General features: G+C 46.8%; 21 protein-coding genes and 5 tRNA genes. 4 read left to right on the forward strand and 22 right to left on the reverse strand.

Annotated features, from left to right (window positions below; all coding sequences use genetic code 11):
• Positions 1 to 9: 9 nt before the first annotated feature.
• From ACM67B_RS01670 to ACM67B_RS01755, 18 genes are all read right to left on the reverse strand, one after another.
• A tRNA-Val gene (locus ACM67B_RS01670) sits at positions 10 to 85 on the reverse strand.
• 39 nt (positions 86 to 124) lie between these two features.
• Positions 125 to 201: transfer RNA gene (locus ACM67B_RS01675), tRNA-Asp, on the reverse strand.
• Between the two features lie 34 nt (positions 202 to 235).
• Positions 236 to 311 (reverse strand) — tRNA-Val (locus ACM67B_RS01680).
• A gap of 35 nt (positions 312 to 346) precedes the next feature.
• Positions 347 to 423: transfer RNA gene (locus ACM67B_RS01685), tRNA-Asp, on the reverse strand.
• A gap of 34 nt (positions 424 to 457) precedes the next feature.
• Positions 458 to 533, reverse strand: a tRNA-Val gene (locus ACM67B_RS01690).
• 71 nt (positions 534 to 604) lie between these two features.
• Positions 605 to 2,587: a cation:proton antiporter gene (locus ACM67B_RS01695; RefSeq protein WP_416189887.1), complete on the reverse strand. Its 1,983-nt coding sequence runs from the start codon at positions 2,585 to 2,587 to the stop codon at positions 605 to 607.
• Between the two features lie 193 nt (positions 2,588 to 2,780).
• Entirely contained in the window at positions 2,781 to 3,527 is a 747-nt protein-coding gene (gene fabG, locus ACM67B_RS01700) for a 3-oxoacyl-ACP reductase FabG (RefSeq protein WP_416189888.1), read from the reverse strand.
• Between the two features lie 138 nt (positions 3,528 to 3,665).
• Positions 3,666 to 4,712, reverse strand: a complete 1,047-nt coding sequence (locus ACM67B_RS01705; protein ID WP_416189889.1) for a glycosyltransferase family 4 protein — start codon at positions 4,710 to 4,712, stop codon at positions 3,666 to 3,668.
• 24 nt (positions 4,713 to 4,736) lie between these two features.
• The gene (locus ACM67B_RS01710; protein WP_416189890.1) at positions 4,737 to 5,561 is read right to left on the reverse strand and encodes a capsular polysaccharide synthesis protein; all 825 of its coding nucleotides are present in this window, start codon (positions 5,559 to 5,561) and stop codon (positions 4,737 to 4,739) included.
• A gap of 3 nt (positions 5,562 to 5,564) precedes the next feature.
• Entirely contained in the window at positions 5,565 to 6,413 is an 849-nt protein-coding gene (locus ACM67B_RS01715; RefSeq protein WP_416189891.1) for a glycosyltransferase family 2 protein, read from the reverse strand.
• 3 nt (positions 6,414 to 6,416) lie between these two features.
• Positions 6,417 to 7,409: a hypothetical protein gene (locus ACM67B_RS01720; RefSeq protein ID WP_416189892.1), complete on the reverse strand. Its 993-nt coding sequence runs from the start codon at positions 7,407 to 7,409 to the stop codon at positions 6,417 to 6,419.
• Between the two features lie 150 nt (positions 7,410 to 7,559).
• Positions 7,560 to 8,486 (reverse strand): ACP S-malonyltransferase, encoded by a 927-nt coding sequence (gene fabD, locus ACM67B_RS01725; protein WP_416189893.1) that lies wholly within the window; start codon positions 8,484 to 8,486, stop codon positions 7,560 to 7,562.
• A 9-nt stretch (positions 8,487 to 8,495) separates the two neighbouring features.
• A complete protein-coding gene (locus tag ACM67B_RS01730) occupies positions 8,496 to 8,948 on the reverse strand; it encodes a DUF1294 domain-containing protein (RefSeq protein ID WP_416189894.1) in 453 nt (150 codons plus the stop codon).
• A complete protein-coding gene (locus ACM67B_RS01735; RefSeq protein WP_416189895.1) occupies positions 8,921 to 9,883 on the reverse strand; it encodes a beta-ketoacyl-ACP synthase III in 963 nt (320 codons plus the stop codon). The genes ACM67B_RS01730 and ACM67B_RS01735 overlap by 28 nt, the downstream gene beginning before the upstream one ends.
• A 181-nt stretch (positions 9,884 to 10,064) precedes the next feature.
• Positions 10,065 to 11,138, reverse strand: coding sequence for a phosphate acyltransferase PlsX (gene plsX / locus ACM67B_RS01740; RefSeq protein WP_416189896.1), 1,074 nt, complete (start codon positions 11,136 to 11,138; stop codon positions 10,065 to 10,067).
• Positions 11,139 to 11,278: 140 nt separating this feature from the next.
• Positions 11,279 to 11,806, reverse strand: coding sequence for a phosphoribosyltransferase (locus tag ACM67B_RS01745; protein ID WP_416189897.1), 528 nt, complete (start codon positions 11,804 to 11,806; stop codon positions 11,279 to 11,281).
• Between the two features lie 145 nt (positions 11,807 to 11,951).
• On the reverse strand, positions 11,952 to 12,131 hold the full coding sequence (gene rpmF, locus ACM67B_RS01750) for a 50S ribosomal protein L32 (protein ID WP_095503301.1): 180 nt from the start codon (positions 12,129 to 12,131) through the stop codon (positions 11,952 to 11,954).
• A 34-nt stretch (positions 12,132 to 12,165) separates the two neighbouring features.
• The gene (locus ACM67B_RS01755; protein WP_416189898.1) at positions 12,166 to 12,666 is read right to left on the reverse strand and encodes a YceD family protein; all 501 of its coding nucleotides are present in this window, start codon (positions 12,664 to 12,666) and stop codon (positions 12,166 to 12,168) included.
• 53 nt (positions 12,667 to 12,719) lie between these two features.
• Here ACM67B_RS01755 and ACM67B_RS01760 point away from each other — a divergent pair, with 53 nt between their 5' ends.
• The 4 genes from ACM67B_RS01760 (at position 12,720) to ACM67B_RS01775 (ending at position 15,630) form a co-directional block, all read left to right on the forward strand.
• Positions 12,720 to 13,310: a Maf family protein gene (locus ACM67B_RS01760; protein ID WP_416189899.1), complete on the forward strand. Its 591-nt coding sequence runs from the start codon at positions 12,720 to 12,722 to the stop codon at positions 13,308 to 13,310.
• A gap of 174 nt (positions 13,311 to 13,484) precedes the next feature.
• The gene (locus tag ACM67B_RS01765) at positions 13,485 to 14,195 is read left to right on the forward strand and encodes an SAM-dependent methyltransferase (RefSeq protein WP_416189900.1); all 711 of its coding nucleotides are present in this window, start codon (positions 13,485 to 13,487) and stop codon (positions 14,193 to 14,195) included.
• Positions 14,196 to 14,251: 56 nt separating this feature from the next.
• Positions 14,252 to 15,154: a COG2958 family protein gene (locus ACM67B_RS01770; protein WP_416189901.1), complete on the forward strand. Its 903-nt coding sequence runs from the start codon at positions 14,252 to 14,254 to the stop codon at positions 15,152 to 15,154.
• A gap of 41 nt (positions 15,155 to 15,195) precedes the next feature.
• Complete coding sequence (locus tag ACM67B_RS01775) at positions 15,196 to 15,630, forward strand: hypothetical protein (protein WP_416189902.1); 435 nt, start codon at positions 15,196 to 15,198, stop codon at positions 15,628 to 15,630.
• 79 nt (positions 15,631 to 15,709) lie between these two features.
• Here the strand turns inward: ACM67B_RS01775 and yidC are convergent, their stop codons facing one another.
• The 4 genes from yidC to rpmH form a co-directional block, all read right to left on the reverse strand.
• Entirely contained in the window at positions 15,710 to 17,353 is a 1,644-nt protein-coding gene (gene yidC, locus ACM67B_RS01780) for a membrane protein insertase YidC (RefSeq protein WP_416189903.1), read from the reverse strand.
• A 224-nt stretch (positions 17,354 to 17,577) separates the two neighbouring features.
• Complete coding sequence (gene yidD / locus ACM67B_RS01785; RefSeq protein WP_416189904.1) at positions 17,578 to 17,799, reverse strand: membrane protein insertion efficiency factor YidD; 222 nt, start codon at positions 17,797 to 17,799, stop codon at positions 17,578 to 17,580.
• Positions 17,796 to 18,140, reverse strand: coding sequence for a ribonuclease P protein component (gene rnpA, locus ACM67B_RS01790; RefSeq protein WP_416189905.1), 345 nt, complete (start codon positions 18,138 to 18,140; stop codon positions 17,796 to 17,798). Before rnpA ends, yidD begins: the two co-directional genes overlap by 4 nt.
• Positions 18,141 to 18,142: 2 nt before the next feature.
• On the reverse strand, positions 18,143 to 18,277 hold the full coding sequence (gene rpmH / locus ACM67B_RS01795; RefSeq protein ID WP_002214728.1) for a 50S ribosomal protein L34: 135 nt from the start codon (positions 18,275 to 18,277) through the stop codon (positions 18,143 to 18,145).
• Positions 18,278 to 18,413 lie beyond the last annotated feature (136 nt).

Raw genomic sequence — 18,413 nt, forward strand, 5'->3', positions numbered from 1 at the left:
TTTTTGATTTGGTGGGTGATGACGGAGTCGAACCGCCGACATTCTGCTTGTAAGGCAGACGCTCTACCAACTGAGCTAATCACCCGTATTAAGAAAAGCACCGAATGTCGGTGCTTTCTAATTTTGGCGCGGCGGACGGGGCTCGAACCCGCGACCCCCGGCGTGACAGGCCGGTACTCTAACCAACTGAGCTACCACCGCGCAAGCAATTGTGTTACCACAACTACAAGAAACTTGGTGGGTGATGACGGAGTCGAACCGCCGACATTCTGCTTGTAAGGCAGACGCTCTACCAACTGAGCTAATCACCCAAAAGATATTGATGACCTCAATATCCTGAAAGGTTTGGCGCGGCGGACGGGGCTCGAACCCGCGACCCCCGGCGTGACAGGCCGGTACTCTAACCAACTGAGCTACCACCGCGCAAGCAATTGTGTTACCACAACTACAAGAAACTTGGTGGGTGATGACGGAGTCGAACCGCCGACATTCTGCTTGTAAGGCAGACGCTCTACCAACTGAGCTAATCACCCATTGACGCAAAACTGCGAAGACGCTATTAAATCAAAAATCGTTATTTTACGCAAGTTTTATTTTTGCATAATCAAGATTCACCCTGCAAACTCCAGTTTTCAAAAGAAATAATTTTATCTTGTGGGCCTGCAACAACCAAGATATCTCCGGAAGCTAAAGTGAAATTCGAATCAAAATCTTCAATTCGGCTGGCGCTGCGGCGCACAAATAATAATTTGATGCCCAAATCGGCCAAAGGTAAATCACGCACAGGGTGGTTGATGGCGTAAGCTTCGCCGGTTAGAGCAAAGGCATGGCGGCAAATGTGTTTGTGTTCTTCAGAGAAAATGGTTTCGTCATCGCTGCCGACAAATAAGTCTTCCAAAAAGGCATAGCCGCTGCGGCGGATATTCATGATGGTTTGATGTACATGGCTGTAGGGTGAGCCATTGGCCAACATGGCATAGCTTGCCAAGGCCAAACTGGTTTCTTTGGTATCGGAAACGGCTTCTTCCACACCCATTTCAGTCAGGTTTTTCACGTAATCGTCGTCAATCGCGCGCGCATAAATTGGCATGGTCGGATGAAGGGCAATGATGTGGTTGACCACATGTTTGGCTTCGGCCATGTTGTTGAGTGTCAATACCACCATTTTGGCACGCGCTAATCCTGCGGCTTCCAATACTTCGCGGCGTTTGGCATCGCCGAATGCCACTGGTTCGCCTGCGCTGCGCGCAACTTGAACGCGCTCGACATCCAAATCCAGCGCGAAGTAGGGGATGTTTTCCTGCGCCAAAATACGGCCGACGGTTTGACCGCCGCGACCAAAACCGATAATCAAAACGTGGTCGGATTTGCTCATGGTTTCGACCAGCATATTATGCAAATCCAACGCTTTCATGTCCCAGTTGGATTTGATGAAGCGGTTGATGATTTTATCGCTGCTGCCCAGTAAGAAAGGTGCAATGATCATCGACAGCAACACGGCAGCGGTAGCCGCTTGTTCCAACTCAGGTGAAACCATATTGATTTTGCTGGAAATGGCCAACATCACAAAGCCGAATTCACCGCCTTGTGCCAAATACAACGCGGCTTTCATGCTGTCACCAACTGGATGTCTCATGCGGAAGGCAATCAGGAACACAATCAACGCTTTCAACACCACCAGCATCGCCAGCAACACCAAAATCATCTGCCAATTATTAATCAGCGCCTGAATATCCAGCTTCATGCCGACGGTGATGAAGAAAAAGCCGAGCAGAATATCGCGGAACGGACGAATATCGTCTTCGACTTGGAAGCGGTACTCGGTTTCCGATAGCAACATACCGGCAACAAACGCGCCCAAAGCCAGCGATAAGCCTTCCAGTTCGGTCAGGTAGGCCACACCCAGTGTCACCAGCAAAACGTTGATCATGAACAATTCAGACGATTTGCGCTTGGCCACCATGCGGAACCAAGGCGACATCACCTTGTTACCGACAAAGAACAACACGCCGAGCGCCACCACCATTTTCAAGCCGGCCCAGCCCAGTTCCGCCCACAAATTGCCCTCGCTGCCGCCCGCCAGTGCCGGAATCAGAATCATCAGCGGCACCACCGCAATATCCTGCATCAGCAACACACCCATCGACATTTGGCCATGGGGCTGACCCAATTCGGTTTTCTCCGACAAAATGCGGCTCACAATCGCGGTAGACGACATGGCCAACGCACCGCTGACGGCAAACGCCCAGTTAAATGGCGTGCCCATCAGCATCAAAATGCCCATAATCGCCAACATACTGATGATGACCTGCAAGCCGCCCAAGCCGAACACCAGCTTTTTCATCGCTTTGAGTTTCGGCAGCGAAAATTCCAAACCGATGCTAAACATCAAAAACACAATACCGATTTCACCCAAATAATCCGTAGCATGGCTTTTCGGAATCAGGCTAAACATGCCCGGGCCGGCGATAAAGCCGACCAGCAGATAACCGAGCATGGAAGGAATATTGAATTTACGGCAATAGATAACGGTGATGACCGAAACCAGCAGAACGATGACGACATGGGCAAGGGAAAACTCATGCATAAAAGGCGGCCTTGTTATGAATAGAGAGAAGAGTGAGCAAGGCCGTCTGAAAAAATCTTAGCAAAATAGGGCGGGGATTTATGCAAACGGCGAAAGATAAATTATAGCAAAAAATAGGGGGGATTCAGGGTTTTATCGACAAAAGGCCGTCTGAAAACGATTTTCAGACGGCCTTTCTTCATTCATACAAATCTTAAGGCATCAACATACCGCCGTTGACATGCAGCGTTTGGCCGGTGATGTATTTGGCTTGGTCGGAAGCCAAGAACAAAACCGCATCGGCGATGTCTTGCGCTTCGCCGAATTTGCCCAAAGACGTTTGCGCTTCAAACATTTTGCGGGTTTCTTCCGGCAGGGCGCGGGTCATGTCGGTGTCGATAAAGCCCGGTGCCACACAGTTGACGGTTACGCCACGGCTGCCGACTTCGCGTGCCATCGATTTGGCAAAACCGATTAAGCCTGCTTTGGCGGCGGCATAGTTGGTTTGACCGGCATTACCCATCACGCCGACTACGGAAGTGATGTTGATGATGCGGCCGCTGCGTTGCTTCATCATGCCGCGTAACACGGCTTTAGATGCGCGGAAGACGGATTTCAGGTTGACTTGCATGATGTCGTCCCATTCTTCTTCTTTCATGCGCATCAATAAGTTATCGCGTGTGATGCCGGCATTGTTGACCAGAATATCCAGTTTGCCGAATTCTTTTTCAATCTCGGCAATCAATGTTTCGATGCTTTCCGGTTCGGCAGAATTCAATGCGCGGCCTTGACCGCCCCACTGCGCCAAACGCTCGCCAATTGCCGCTGCACCGCTGTCGCTGGTGGCTGTACCAATCACGGTGGCACCGGCAGCAGCTAATGTATCAGCAATTGCCGCGCCGATACCGCGCGATGCGCCGGTCACTAAGGCGATTTTGCCGCTTAAATCTTGATTACTCATCCAGAATCCTTTCGTTGCGTAAAATAAATTTTCAGACGGCCTTTATAGCATAAATAGGCTTTTTAATCTAATGTTAGGTATGTTAGAAATGTAAGGCCGTCTGAAATCTTGGTCATGGATTTCAGACGGCCTCAATATTTAAACCGCTGCCAGCATTTCTTTTAAGGCTTGAATATGCGTGGCTAAAGTCGGGTCGTAGTTAAGAGCGGAACGAGGGTCGTTTATTTTGTGAGTACCCTGTTGTTTTCGCTCGTGCGCTTGGATAATGGCAGCGGCAAGTGAATCCGGATTGTCGCGTTGGAAAAACAAACCGGCTTGTTCATTCATCACTTCGGTGCAGGCGATGTTATCGGCGAACACAACCGGCGTGCCACACAAAACGGATTCTATGCCGACCAAACCGAAAGGTTCGTATAGGGAGGCCATGATAGTGAAATCGGCAGCGCGATATAAATCCGGCATGTTTTTGCAAAAACCCAATTCGGTGACGTTTTTCATCGGGCGGGGCAAGGGCGAACCGGCCACAACCAAGCGAACGGGCAAATCGGTTTGCTCGAAAAATGCCGTCAATACATCCAGCCCCTTGCGTTTGTGGCCGGTGGAAGGAAACACAAAAACGGTTTCATCATCACGGAAACCAAATTGGCGGCGCAGTTCCGCCACACGTTCGGGCTGTGGGAAATAGCGTTCGGTATCGGCAGGAGGGTACACCACACGGATTTTTTCAGACGGCACGCCGTAATACTCGGTCAATTCCTGCGCCATCATCGCCGAATGAGCCATGATGCTTTTTGCGGTGGCATAGTTGGTGCGGTTGCGGCGGATGGTCAGTTTATCCAACAAATTGGCGTTTTGCTTCATGTGTTTGAGATAACCTAAATGGGTGCCGCCACATACTAAAACATCGGCATGATCGCTGGGATTGCAGGCGATGAGTTTGCCTTGAATATTGTACTTGGTAAGTTGGTGGGTGAAGAAAAACGGGCGTAATTTTTTCGGTATCCGCTTTTGGTTGATATGCACTACATCAGCCATAGCAAATTCAGCCATGGTCTGGTCAATCTGTGTGGCATAAACAGTGGGGCGGATGTTTTCTGTATTTAATCCGCGAACCAAGTCGAAGGTATAGCTTTCCATACCTCCGCCTTTTCTGAAGCAGTTGATGGCGATGTTTAAGTGGGACATATGAGTTTAAAGTAATAAAAGTTGTTAGCGATAATTTTCTAGATTTGGACGAAGTTTATCGGTAAGTAAAATTTTATCGCTGTATTTTAAGCATAAAGGATGAAAAATATCGCCAAGAATATTTGTCCATGGAATCGGGTAGCCGGGATTGTTTCCCAAAATATTACCAGGGTTTTTTGCTAATTTTTCAGCGTAGTGATCCATTCTTCTTAATAATTCCGTGTACCATTCTTGCGTAAATGGTGTGTTTTTACGGAAGATATAGGCGCAATTTCCGGCCATCATGCTGAAGTAAAGTTGCATTTCTTGGCCTGTGTTCCCTTTAACTGGTGCTAAATCTTCTGCTTTGATCTCAGGGTAGCCAATAAAATAAGCGGCGCTTTGATTCAAGGTATCGAAAATGGTATTCCAGTCATGTTGTGCTGCTTTAATGTCGCTGTATCCTCCGCCATAATGGTGCATAAAGTAGCAACGTAAATAATCGGCTTTATGTACTAGAGATAAATGGTTGAATGCCTTATGTAGAGGGTGTTCAGGCTGAATGTATTCTGCCAGATTATCGGGGGTTACCAATACCACTTCTACGCCGGCAGTTGATTTGAGACGGTTGAAATGGGAAAGGCGCGATTCGGGCATTGGATTGTTGCCGGTCCAAAAAGCATAGATTTTTCTAGGGATTGGGCTGTTGTCCGGTATAAAGTCAGTTTGCTTTGGGTAATGTGCTAAAAAACTATCTGCATGGTTTTCAGGCTGATATATGTAAGGATTTTCAGAAATAAAGCGGAGATTGGCTTGATGTGCGCGCTGATTGTTCCAGTTGCGTAACATTTTTTTGAATATTCTTTTCATTGATTACTCCAAATAAGCCTGAATTTTTTGATATTTTTTGGGCTTAAACCATTTATAGAAATATTTTCTGAACGGGTGGTTGTATTTTTTTCGGTTTGCTTGATATTGTTTAAGTGCAGAATCGGTTAGTGATTGAAAGAAAATACCATTTTCTTTATAGAATTCATAATGTTTGTTATATATTCTTAATATATTATCGGAAAGTCTGGTGTCAGAAGCTAAGTTGCTGACTGATGATTCATCAATGCGTTGACGATACAAAAAAAGTGGTTGATGAATACGTTTAACTTTACCTCCATTTTTAATGATGGAAATAAATAATTCCCAGTCTTCTATGAAAGTCATATTGCTGTCAAATCCACCTACTGCATCGTAATGTGTTTTTCTAATTAAAGCGGTAATATAAATGCAGTTTTGCAAGAGGAAATCTGGTAGCTTAAATTCGGGTAGTTTCCACGGTTTGTTTTTTGCATCAAATAATATGGCATCAGTATAGACGATAGCTAAATCTTTATTTTCTTCAGCTGCTTCTACGCATACTTTAAGATAGTTTTTTTCTAAAATATCATCCGAATCAAGGCAGACGAGATAGTCGCCTTGAGCATATTGAATAGCGTGAATACGGGCTTTTACGCAGTAAGTATTCTCTTGTGCGATCACTTTTAAACGCGGCTCAGTAACAGCGCACTCATGTAAGATTTCCAATGTATTATCAGTTGAGCCGTCATCAATCGCGATAATCTCAAAATTTTGATATGTTTGATTATATACGCTTTCTAATGTTTCACGAATATAGGCGGCGGTGTTGTAGCAGGGGATAATAATGGATACTAAAGGCTGTGTGTTAGTCATACTTTACTCGATATGTAAGATGCGTTTTACCCAATTGCTGAATGCGTACTGTTGTGAAATTTCTGGGGCGATCGGGTGGTATGGTCGCTGCAAAAAGTCTTTCAGGTCGTCTGAATTGTTTTCAGACCAGATAAAAATATTATTAGGATGATAAAAATTGTATTTTTTTACTTCGGCATTTGTCGTGATTAGTTTTTTCTTCATGCCCAATGCTTCAAAGGTGCGGAATGATAAGCCTTTATGTTCATTAATCACAAAATCCACTAATACACGGCTGAGCTGGCTATTTATAATGTTGTCTCTAAAAGAAATTAAATCATTTTTTGTGTGGATTTGAGGTAAATAGTCATTGCGGATATTTTTGCCAATGATTGTGAAATCTAGCGTAAATCCCTGACCTGTTGCCCAGTCTACAAAGTCATTAATATGATGCAAGCGAGAAACTTGATGTGAACCGGTAAAGTAGAAATCATATTGAGGTTGTGGTAAATCTTCACAGAGATGTGGGAAGTAGAAGTTCGTAGCCATATCCACAGGGTAATCAGTATTGCTGATATCGCTTTCGTCAAAGACATAAAAATGGTCGAATAATGGGATGCGGTCATAAATTTTTGGAAAGCGATGAAGCACGTCAAATTGGTAATTTGCGCAAGATGTAGTGGTTTTTTCTTTGATAAATTTGATTAGTGAAGTGCTGTATATATCTGCGCTTATCATGAGCGTGTAATCTACACGACTATTTCCTAATAATTTTTCAAGCTTATGACGTAATACCTCGCTTTTCATTTCCATAGCGATATCTTTGTCTTTATAGACAATTTTACGGTATTTCGCATAAATTCTGTGAAGTAATGAAGGATAACGTCCACTCGAATTTGCCAATTGAGGGAGGCTAATCACATCAAAGCCTTCCAATCTTAAGGCTTCTTCTATCAAATTATCTAATCCAGCTATTTTAGGCATACCAAATATTATTTTGGGTTTATTAGGCAACATGTGGTTTTTATCCCTTTAGCTTTTTATTTATACGGTACTGCTGTTAATAGAGAGGTGTAAATTATATATTTTATATTATAATGGATATGTTCAGACGGCCTATTATTGATATAAAGGCCGTCTGAACATATGTTGCGAGATGAAATTAAATCAATGCGCTTCAGCAAAAGTCTTCACATTATCGCTAGAAACCAACGCGCTGCATGAAGCTTCTTTATTGATACGTTTAGCCAAACCTGCCAATACTTTGCCCGGCCCACATTCGGCAGATTCAGTAATGCCTTCGTTGACTAAGGCATTGACGGTTTCTGTCCAGCGCACGGGGCTGTAGAGTTGGCGAACCAAGGCATCTTTAATGGCTTCTGGATTGTCATAGGCAGCCACATCGGCGTTGTGAATCACGCGGATTTGTGGCTGCTTGATGTCGACTGTTTTTAAGGCTTCGGCCAGTTTTTCGGCAGCAGGTTTCATCAGGCTGCAATGTGAAGGTACGGATACAGGCAGCGGTAGGGCGCGTTTGGCGCCTGCTTCTTTGGCGGCTGCCATGGCGCGTTCTACGGCGTCGGCATTACCGGCAATAACTACTTGGCCGGGTGAATTGAAGTTAACGGCTTCGACGACTTCGCCTTGTTCAGCAGCGGCGCAGATGGCTTTGACTTGCTCATCTTCCAAGCCCAAGATTGCTGCCATGGCACCCACGCCTTGCGGTACGGCCGATTGCATTAATTCTGCACGCAGGCGAACCAGTTTCACGGCATCGGCAAAGTCTAATGCACCGGCGGCCACTAATGCGGTGTATTCGCCCAAGCTGTGACCGGCCACCACGGCCGGTGCTTGACCGCCGGCTTCCAAGTAGGCGCGGTAGGTGGCGACGCCGGCAGCGAGCATAATCGGTTGTGTGTTAACGGTTTGGCCGATCAGCTCGGCATTGTCGCCGTTAATCATTGCCCATAAGTCTCGACCCAATGCGGCAGAGGCTTCGTCGAAAGTGGCTTTAACGACGGCTTGTTCGCTAAATCCGTTCATCATTCCTAAACTTTGCGAGCCTTGGCCAGGGAAGAAAAATGCAAAAGACATGATATTCCTTTAATTTCTTAATAATGAGAGAAGAGGATTATCTGCGTAATGTATCAGCAGGGCATAGGTTATGGCAATATTTATTGCCACGGTCAGCCAAAAAATGCGGATAAAACTGATTTTGCTGGTTTTGTGTTGGTAAACGGTGCGCGAAACCAAGGCACCGGGCCAGCCGCCAAGTGCATCAAGAATATGCAGGTTTTTTTCCGGAATTCTGCCTTGGTATGTTTGGCGTTTCTTTTTTGTGGTCTGCGCGATTTGTTTATCAAACTTATACATCAGGTAAGACACGATGCTGACGGCAAAATACACGCCGGCCAATATTTTAGAAACAGCTGTAACGCATATGATAAATGTGACGGCAATCAGGCTGTTGGTCAAAAAAATTGGCTTGGTATATTGAAAAGCATGGTGTGGCAGCCAAGAAGGGCGCATCAGTATTTCACCAATACTGCACCCCATGCGAAACCGCCGCCGATGCCTTCGAGCAGCAGGTTTTGGCCGCGTTGGATTTGGCCGTTGCGGATGCCGTGGTCTAAAGCCAACGGAATCGAGGCGGCAGAGGTGTTGCCGTGATCTTGTACGGTCAGGATGACTTTATCCGTGCTCAAGCCCAAGTGTTTGGCAGTGGCGTCGATGATGCGTTTATTGGCCTGATGCGGCACCAGCCAATCGATTTGATCTTGTTGGTAACCGGATTCGGTAATCACATCGTCAGCCACTTGCGACAGCATTTTCACGGCGAATTTAAATACGCCCGGGCCGTCCATTTTTAAGTAAGGTGTGCCACAGATTTGGCCGTCGGCGATTTGCACCGGCACATTCAATAAGTCCAGATAATTACCGTCGGCCTTTAATTTGCTGTGGATAATGCCCGGCTCATCGGATGCGCCTAAAACGACTGCGCCGGCACCATCGCCGAACAGTACGCAGGTGGTGCGGTCGTTCCAATCTAGAATACGGCTGAAGATTTCTGCACCAATCACCAACACATTTTTGGCCATCCCGCTTTTAATGTAGGCATTGGCGGTGGTTAAAGCATACATGAAACCGGCGCACACAGCCTGCACGTCAAAAGCAGGGCAGCTATTGGTGATGCCGAGTTTTTGCTGCACGATGGTGGCGGTCGATGGGAACTGCATGTCGGGCGTGGTGGTGGCCACAACAATTAAATCAATATCGTCGGCGGTGAGCTTGGCAGATTCTAATGCGCGTTGTGCGGCGTGCACCGCCAAATCGCTGGTTTTTTCGTTGTCGGCTGCAATATGGCGGAATTTGATACCGGTGCGCGTGGTGATCCACTCGTCGGAAGTATCCACTTTTTTCGCCAAATCATCGTTGCTGACGCGGTTGGCGGGAAGATAGCTGCCGGTGCCTAAAATTTTGGCATATTGCATAATGAAAAGCCCTTTGAAATAATTGGAACAGATGCTGTATTGTAAGCGAAAAGTCAGGATTTTTGTAACAAAAAACCGTTGCTTTAATAAAGGATTAGGTAAATTCTTTGAATGGGTTAACCAATCATTTAAAGGCCGTCTGAAACATTATGTTTCAGACGGCCTTTAAATGATTTCGCGATTAAGGGGTGCTGATATGAGAAGCGCCGCTATCCAAGGCTTCTTGTTCGCGCACTTCTTCCAAAGCAGCCAATTGTTCGGCTACACCTTGTTCGATTTTGGCTAAGCTGGCAAATTTGGCTTCGTGATAGGCTTCTTCCAGCGCATACATAAAACCGATTTCATCGGTGCCGCCGTGGCTTTTGATGACCACACCGCGTAAGCCTAAGAAAATCGCGCCGTTGAATTTACGCGGATCAAGCTTGGCTTTCATGCCTTTGAGTGCGGGCAGGGCGGTCACGGCGGCCAGTTTGTTAAACACATTGCGGCTGAATTCCTGCTTGATTTCGCCGCTCATGAATTTTACCGCGCCTTCAATGGTTTTCAGCATGATGTTGCCGACAAAACCATCGGCTACGACCACATCAACTTGATCGTTGAATACGCCGTTGCCTTCAACATTGCCGATAAAATTCAATTTGCTGTTTTTAAGCAGCTTGAAAGTTTGTTTGACTGTTTCTGTGCCTTTAATGTCTTCTGTGCCGACATTGAGCAGGCCGACGCGTGGTTGGCCTTTTTCTGGATACATGGCCTGCACCAATTCGCTGCCAATCACGGCAAACTGAGTGAGTTGGTCAGCGCTGCAGTCCACGTTGGCACCCAAATCCAGCATCAAGGTGAAATGGTTGGGATTGCTGGAAGGCATGAATTTGGCGATGGCAGGGCGCTCAATACCCGGGATGGTTTTGAGCACAAAGCGGGCAGTCGCCATCAGTGCGCCGGTATTGCCGGCGGATACAGCAGCTTGCGCGTTGCCTTCTTTTACCTGATTGATGGACACGCGCATAGATGAATCTTTTTTGTTTTTCAGTGCCAATTGCGGCGCTTCATCCATTTCAACCACTTGGCTGGCGGGAATAATGCTGATGCGATCCATCGGGGCATTGGCAGATTTTAATGCTTGCTGAAGGGCGGCTTCATCGCCGACCATCATTAAGTGCACGTCGGGCTGATTTTTCAAAAAAGCAATGGCACCCGGCACGGTAACCGTTAAGCCGGCGTCACCGCCCATGGCATCTACGGCTAATGTAATCATGTTGTTCTCCGTTTTGTGTTTCAGACGGCCTAATTGAATTTAAGGCCGTCTGAAAACGGAAATGCCGTGAATCAGCGGCATTTCTTAAGAAGGGTTGTGCTGCTTGATACGATTGTATTTGGTAGCAATCTATCGAAATATCAACCGCGGCCTTGTGCGGCCAATTGGTTATGCTCGTCGATATCGAGCGCATCCCATGGGTAGTTGATCCACCAGTCTTCTACTGTAATGCCACTGAAATAAGGGATGTTTTCCGGCAGCTTGCCAACTTTTGTTTTGATTTTTTCGTGCAACACGGCCACACCGATGGTGTTGAAATCTTCTTTTTGCAATTCGGTCAGACAAAATTCCATGGTTACGCGGCTGTCGTCCACTTCGTCAACGACCAACACATTTTTGCCTTTTAAGGCTTCCGGCAAAGGATCAAGCCATTGCACTTTTTTCACTTCTTCGGTCACTTGGCCTTGGTTGTCGCTGTCGTAATAGGCAGTGGTGACGGTGTAAATCGGGATTTCCAAAAAGCAACGCAACATACGGGCAGGGATAAAGCCGCCGCCGCCGATGGCAATCATGGCATCGTATTTAACGCCGGAATTTTGGATTTTTTCAGCCAAGCCTTTGATCACGCGATGAATATCATCGTATGTGTACCAGATTTTCTGAGTCATTTTAACGTCCCGATTGAGAAAATGTGACGAATCGACGGTAGTTTGCGTGTGATACGTTTGCTGCCATCCATTCATATCAGAGATGTAACGTAAAAAAGCCAGCATTGCAGGGCAATATTCTGGCTTTTTCAGTCAGTCGAATAAATTATTCGCCTTTGGCTTTAACCACTTTGCGACCACGGTACATGCCGTTAGGTGAAATGTGGTGTGGGCGGTGTACTTCACCGGTGTTGCTGTCAACAGACAGAGCAGGTGCAGTCAGCGCATCGTGTGAACGGTGCATACCGCGTTTAGAAGGGGATTTTTTGTTTTGTTGAACGGCCATTTCAAGCTCCTAGATAAATAATACTGTGTCCTAATTAACTGTTTTTCAAACCTTTTAAAACAGCGAAAGGGTTGGGTTTGTCCTGATTGACGTGTTCCAGCGAAACATTGTTGCAGTCTTCGTGACGCGGTGAAAACGGTAAAGCCATCAGGATTTGGTCTTCAACCAATTCTCGCACATCAAGCGATTTGGTGATGAGCATACCTTCCAATTCCTCGTCGGAAAGCATGGCATCGTCCAAATGCTCGTCATCGGCAAACAAAACAATGCGGCTGGTTTCGTTGAGTTCGAACGGCATAGGCTTCACGCAACGCTGACAAAGCAGTGGCATATCGGCGCGTACCGTCAAATCAAGAAACAGTCGCTGCAAGCGGTCGCGTCCGCCTTGCAGCGTAAACGAAACTTTGGTTTGCTTGTCAGCCGGATATTCGTGCGACCAAACACGTTCGTCCAACTCATTGAGCAGGAAACTGCCTTGCAGATTCTGCTTTTCGGCGGCGAAAACTTCTGGGTCAATCAAATTAGGGTCTAACATAAACGGGGTATGATATAATTTCAGCAGTCTAACGTCAATATTTTTAAGCAAAAATGAGTGAAAAACTGCCATTAATTTTAGGGTCGAGTTCGGTATTTCGCCGCGAGCAGTTGGCGCGATTGGGTTTGGCTTTTCAGACGGCCTCACCGGATTTTGATGAAACACCGGTTGAAGGCGAACACGCACAAAGCACCGCCTTACGTTTGGCGGCAGATAAAGCGCACTCGTTGGCAGCGCAATTTCCAAACGCTTTGATTATCGGCGCCGACCAAGTGGCATGGTGCAACCAGCGTCAATTGGGCAAACCGATGAACGTGGCGAATGCACAACAAATGCTGGCCGAGCTCAGCGGCAAACGCATAGAATTTTACAGCGCAATCGTGCTTTTGAACACTAAATCTGGCCGTATGCAGCAGCATGTTGACCACACCGTCGTGACCATGCGCGAATTAACCAACACGCAAATCCGCCGTTATCTGGAGCGTGAACCCGATGCCGTGTATTGCGCCGGCGCGGCCAAAAGCGAAGGTTTGGGTGCGGCGTTGTTGGCAAAAATCGACAGCACCGACCCCAATGCGCTCATCGGCCTGCCGATTTTCCGCCTGATTGATTTTCTAAACAATGAAGGCGTGGCCGTGTTGTAAGAGTCTGTCTGAAGAAGATGATATAGTCGTTTCAAATAGAAATAAGACAAGGCGACAGCGACCGCCGTGTACACCTAGTACATAAGGGAGCTGGCAATGCTGTATTATTTCTATTTGAAACGACTATAAGGCCGTCTGAAAGTTTCAGACGGCTTATTGAATAGAAAGTAAATCATGTCCCCCATTTTATATCTGATTCCTACCCCTCTAGGCGCACCCGACACGCCGTGTTTGTTGCCGCATGAGCAAGCGCAGATTGTCGGTTTGACCGATTTTGTCGTCGAAGCCGAAAAAACCGCCCGCGCACATTTGAAGCACTTGGGCGTGACCACGCCTATCCGCGAATTGAATTTGCAAACGCTCAATGAACACACCGATTTGAAAACCCTGCCAGAGTTGCTCAAGCCTTTACAAGAAGGGCGCAGCATGGGTATTGTCAGCGAAGCCGGTTGTCCGGCGGTGGCAGATCCGGGCGCGAATTTGGTGGCACTAGCACATAAACATGGCTTTGAAGTGCGGCCGCTGATTGGGCCGTCGAGCTTATTATTGGCCTTGATGGCCTCGGGCGCAAATGGGCAAAACTTTGCTTTTAAAGGCTATCTGCCGTCTGAAAAAAGCGAGCGCATTGAAGCCTTGAAAACCTTGGAAAAACGCAGTCGCAGCCAAAACGAAACCCAGTTGTTCATCGAAACCCCATACCGCAACGATGCCTTGCTGGGGGACGCGCTGGATAACCTGCATCCTGAAACACGCCTGTGCATCGCTTGCGATTTAACCCTACCGACACAAACCATCATCAGCAAAACGGTCGCCGATTGGAGAAAATTGGGTGAATTACCGAATTTGAAAAAACGGCCGACCATTTTTGTGCTGCATGCGGGCTAGGCCGTCTGAAAATTTCACAATTGGGTTAATGTAAAAAACACCATTAGGCAAATGTAATGAAAAAACTAAGTCAACCGGCAAAAGTAGCGGCATTTTTACAGAGAAATCCTGAAAAGAAATTTACTGCCCGTCAAATTGCTGAAGGGATTACGATGCAATATGCATCTGATTATCAGCATAAAAAGAAAAAATATGCTGATGAGAAAGCATTTATTCAGCAAATTGTGGCTGAAATTGGTGCGCATAAGGATTCAATTATCAAAATTTGTCCTGAAATTGAAATGCAGGATAAACCAAGACCGCGTTTGTTTTGGTATCAGCCACATGAGTCGCAGGTAATCGAACCTATGGTCATTGAAACACATGATGCAGAAAGAATATCGGAAGCAGATTTATATCCTAAACTGATGGCATTTTTATCACAGGAGTTGAAATTATATTGTTTGCGGATTGATGAAAAACGTTCTAAAAATACTCGCGGTAGTAAGGGGAATCAATGGCTGCATCCGGATATTGTAGCCATGCAGGTGATGGATCAGGATTGGGCTGAAGATGTTCGCCAATGTGTGAAGTTGGGGTCAGGGCAAAATGTTGCGCTTTGGTCTTTTGAAGTGAAATTGGAATTAAATGGCAGTAATGTACGAGAGAGCTTTTTTCAGGCGGTCAGTAACTCTAGCTGGGCAAATGAAGGCTATTTGGTAACGGCCTCTATTGTGGGTGAGCATACTGAAGAAGAATTGAGAATTTTGTCGGCGCTACATGGTATTGGTGTGATTGTGCTTAATGTCCATGAATTATCAGAAAGTGAAATTCTACTGCCTGCTAAACGTAAAACAGAAATGGATTGGCAATCCGCAAACCGTATCGTAGAGCAAAATTCTGATTTTGCAAGATTCATTGAATATGTAGCGATTTATTACCAATCTGGCAAGGTAATCAAAGAAAACTGGAATAAATAAACCAGTGCATTTACTTTTAGATGATTTAAAAGGTAGAGAAAGTGAAAAAATATTTGATTGCATTTGTGCTGGCAATAGCCCCCTTTACTCATGCTGCCGATCGTTTGGTTTTCTTCTGCACCAATGCTCAAGGCAAACAAGTGCGTGTAAGCGAGCAGGGTGGGAAATTCCGTTATCAGTTTGGTAAGCCTAAGCGTGCGGAATTGGTGTTTGAAAACGACCGGCAGGAAGCGATTGACCGTTCGCCGCGTTGGGGTGGTATCGGGCGTGATTTGTGGACGAGTTTGGTGCTGCAAAACGGTGATTATCAATATGCGCTGTTTTCGTCGATGGATAGATTGTCGCCAGGTCATGAAACGGTGTATGGCGTAACGGTGCATCGCTTGGTTAATGGTGAAGAGCAGTATGTCACGCAGGTTAAATGCAGCAAAAAGTGCAAAATCGTGGTGAATTTTCCGGAAGAATTGATGTTTTAATCGCTAAATAAAGTTGGTTTGAACATACAAAAAGGCCGTCTGAAAAATTGTTTTCAGACGGCCTTTGTTTTATTTCACATTAAGAAACCACTTCGCCTTGGGCGCGTTGTTTTTCAATGCTCTTATTGATCCACCATTGTTGGGCGATGGTCAGCAGGTTGTTGACTACCCAGTACAACACCAAACCGGCAGGGAAGAAGAAGAACATTACCGAGAAAATCAACGGCATGATTTTCATCATTTTCGCCTGCATAGGGTCGGTTGGCGGCGGGTTCAAATAGGTTTGGATGAACATGGTCGCGGCCATAATCAGCGGCAGGATAAACCACGGGTCAGGGCGGCTCAAGTCTTGAATCCAGCCCAGCCAAGGTGCTTGGCGCAACTCTACCGAAGCGAACAATGCCCAGTACAAGCCGATGAACACGGGAATTTGCAACAGCATAGGCAGGCAGCCGCCTAGTGGGTTGATTTTCTCGTCTTTATACATCTGCATCATGGCTTGTTGCTGTGCCATGCGGTCGTCGCCGTATTTGTCTTTAATTGCTTGCAGCTTAGGCGCAACGGCGCGCATTTTCGCCATCGAGCGGTAAGAAGCGTTGGTCAGCGGATACAGCACGGCTTTGACGATGATGGTCAAGGCCACAATCGCCCAGCCCCAGTTGCCGATTAAATCGTGCAATTCGTTCAACAGCCAGAACAGCGGTGAGGCAAACCAATGCACTTTGCCGTAGTCTTTGGCCAATTGCAGGTTGTCGGCTACTTGCACCAAAGTATCGGTGGTTTGCGGGCCGGCATACAGATTCATCACGGCTTGGCTGTTGCCGTTGGCCGGAATAGCGGCTAAAGGCACGCTCACGCCGGCGCTGTAAAGATTGTCGTTGCGGCGTTTCAGGTCGATTTTGCAGTCGCCTTGGGCGCAAACGGTTTGGCCGTCTTTCGGTTGCAAAATCCAAGTGGCCATGAAGTGATGCTCAATCATGCCCAGCCAGCCGGTTTTGGTTTGGCGGGCGTATTCGGCTTCGTTTTTACCGGATTTGGCATCGTCATCCAAGTCGGAAAAATCGACTTTTTGGAAGTCGTCTTCAGGGGTGTACACCACTGGGCCGACATAAGAATGGGTGAAGTAGCCTTGGCCTTCCGGCTCGCTGTCATCGCGCACGACATTGTAGTTGGCTGACAGATTCACTGGATGGCCGGTGTTGTTGGCAACATCAAAGCGCACGTTCACCAAGTAGCTGTCTTTGGTAAAGGTATATACTTTGTCAATTTTCAGGCCGTTGGTTTCCGGCGCGCTCAAGCGCACTTCGACTTTGTCACCGTTGAGGGTATAGTCTTTTTGTGCGGCAGTAAAGTTGACGCCTTTTAAGACATTATTGCCTTGCGCGTCCAGTAATTCGGATTGGGCAACGTAGGTGTATTCTTTACTGTCGTTAAACAAAACGAAGTTTTTGCTTTCGTCGCCGGTGGCTTGGTATTTCAACAAAGTCATCTGTCGCAAATCACCGCTTTTTTCATCGATGACCGCTCTCACGGTATCGGTGGTCACGGTAATTGGTGTGGCGGCGGTAAGCGCGGCTTCATTTTGGGCAACGGCCGCTTGCTGTTGCTGCTGCGCGGCTTGTTGTTGTGCCGGTGTTGGTTTTGGTGATGGGAAGAGTTTTTCCCAGCCCATCAAAATCAACAAGGCGATGGCAAAAAATGCCATAAGTCTTTTGAAATCCATAAGAAATTCCTGGAATTGCTGGATAGGTAAATAAAGTGCTGAATATTGCTTCAGACGGCATTATATAGAAATCACTGAGAAATAAAAGGAAATCATGCCGATAAGCGATGATTTTCATGCAGATGGGTATGAAGGCAATCCCCCTATTTTCAGACGGCATCTATATCGTGAGCGGTAAACGGGAAGCAAAGTGAAAGAAAGAGAATCCCGTTTTATATTTATGCTTAAGGCACGGGGTCGTGGCCGGAGCCGCCGAAAGGGTGGCAGCGGGCGATGCGTTTTAAGGCCAACCAGCCGCCTTTAAGAGCGCCATGTTTCTGCACCGCTTCCACAGCATATTGCGAGCAAGTCGGCGTGAAGCGGCAGCGTGGCGGAATGAGCGGGCTGATGGCGTATTGGTAAAATCGGATCAGCAGTAGCATTAATTTAGCCAAAGGCGATTTCATCGGCGTTTCTGCATCATGAGTTGGGCGAGCTGGTCGCGTGCTTCGGGTGCATTGTCGCGTGTAAACAAACGGCGTACCTGCACCACATAATCATGCGGCGGCAGTTGGTCGCGATGGCGGCGGAACCAATCGCGAATCACACGTTTCATGTAATTGCGTTTGTTGGCGCGTTTGGCGGTTTTTTTGCTGACCACCAAGCCTAGGCGCGCATGATCCAAGCCGTTATCACCGGATTGCGAAACATGCAGTAAATCGCGGCTTTTGCGGTTTCTCAACGCAAAAACGGATGAATAATCATCCGTTTTTAATAAGCGATACTGCTTGCCGAAGTCGTAATTCAAGATTACACAGCCAAGCGTTTGCGACCTTTGGCGCGACGTGCAGCCAATACTGCACGACCACCGCGGGTTTTAGAGCGAACTAAGAAGCCGTGGGTGCGTTTGCGTTTGGTAACGGAAGGTTGATAAGTGCGTTTCATGTCTTTTCCTAAAAAATCGGTAGAATTAAACTGTGAATTACACCCCAATTTCAGGCTTTTGTCAATCAATATAGCAACTTCGTTGATTTGGACGAGTGGAATGTGTTGGATTTAACATTTGTCATAAGCAAGACAA

The organism is Neisseria sp. CCUG17229 (assembly GCF_047839235.1).
GTDB lineage: Bacteria > Pseudomonadota > Gammaproteobacteria > Burkholderiales > Neisseriaceae > Neisseria > Neisseria brasiliensis.

Coding starts and splice junctions, on each gene's coding strand:
- ACM67B_RS01765 (WP_416189900.1), top strand. CDS start 13,485: ATGTCCCCCATTTTATATCTGATTCCTACCCCTCTAGGCGCACCCGAC.
- ACM67B_RS01720 (WP_416189892.1), bottom strand. CDS start 7,409: ATGTTGCCTAATAAACCCAAAATAATATTTGGTATGCCTAAAATAGCT.
- ACM67B_RS01710 (WP_416189890.1), bottom strand. CDS start 5,561: ATGAAAAGAATATTCAAAAAAATGTTACGCAACTGGAACAATCAGCGC.
- ACM67B_RS01715 (WP_416189891.1), bottom strand. CDS start 6,413: ATGACTAACACACAGCCTTTAGTATCCATTATTATCCCCTGCTACAAC.
- ACM67B_RS01760 (WP_416189899.1), top strand. CDS start 12,720: ATGAGTGAAAAACTGCCATTAATTTTAGGGTCGAGTTCGGTATTTCGC.
- rpmH (WP_002214728.1), bottom strand. CDS start 18,277: ATGAAACGCACTTATCAACCTTCCGTTACCAAACGCAAACGCACCCAC.
- rpmF (WP_095503301.1), bottom strand. CDS start 12,131: ATGGCCGTTCAACAAAACAAAAAATCCCCTTCTAAACGCGGTATGCAC.
- ACM67B_RS01770 (WP_416189901.1), top strand. CDS start 14,252: ATGAAAAAACTAAGTCAACCGGCAAAAGTAGCGGCATTTTTACAGAGA.
- yidD (WP_416189904.1), bottom strand. CDS start 17,799: ATGAAATCGCCTTTGGCTAAATTAATGCTACTGCTGATCCGATTTTAC.
- ACM67B_RS01730 (WP_416189894.1), bottom strand. CDS start 8,948: ATGGGGTGCAGTATTGGTGAAATACTGATGCGCCCTTCTTGGCTGCCA.
- fabD (WP_416189893.1), bottom strand. CDS start 8,486: ATGTCTTTTGCATTTTTCTTCCCTGGCCAAGGCTCGCAAAGTTTAGGA.
- ACM67B_RS01745 (WP_416189897.1), bottom strand. CDS start 11,806: ATGACTCAGAAAATCTGGTACACATACGATGATATTCATCGCGTGATC.
- ACM67B_RS01735 (WP_416189895.1), bottom strand. CDS start 9,883: ATGCAATATGCCAAAATTTTAGGCACCGGCAGCTATCTTCCCGCCAAC.
- plsX (WP_416189896.1), bottom strand. CDS start 11,138: ATGATTACATTAGCCGTAGATGCCATGGGCGGTGACGCCGGCTTAACG.
- ACM67B_RS01695 (WP_416189887.1), bottom strand. CDS start 2,587: ATGCATGAGTTTTCCCTTGCCCATGTCGTCATCGTTCTGCTGGTTTCG.
- ACM67B_RS01755 (WP_416189898.1), bottom strand. CDS start 12,666: ATGTTAGACCCTAATTTGATTGACCCAGAAGTTTTCGCCGCCGAAAAG.
- fabG (WP_416189888.1), bottom strand. CDS start 3,527: ATGAGTAATCAAGATTTAAGCGGCAAAATCGCCTTAGTGACCGGCGCA.
- ACM67B_RS01705 (WP_416189889.1), bottom strand. CDS start 4,712: ATGTCCCACTTAAACATCGCCATCAACTGCTTCAGAAAAGGCGGAGGT.
- yidC (WP_416189903.1), bottom strand. CDS start 17,353: ATGGATTTCAAAAGACTTATGGCATTTTTTGCCATCGCCTTGTTGATT.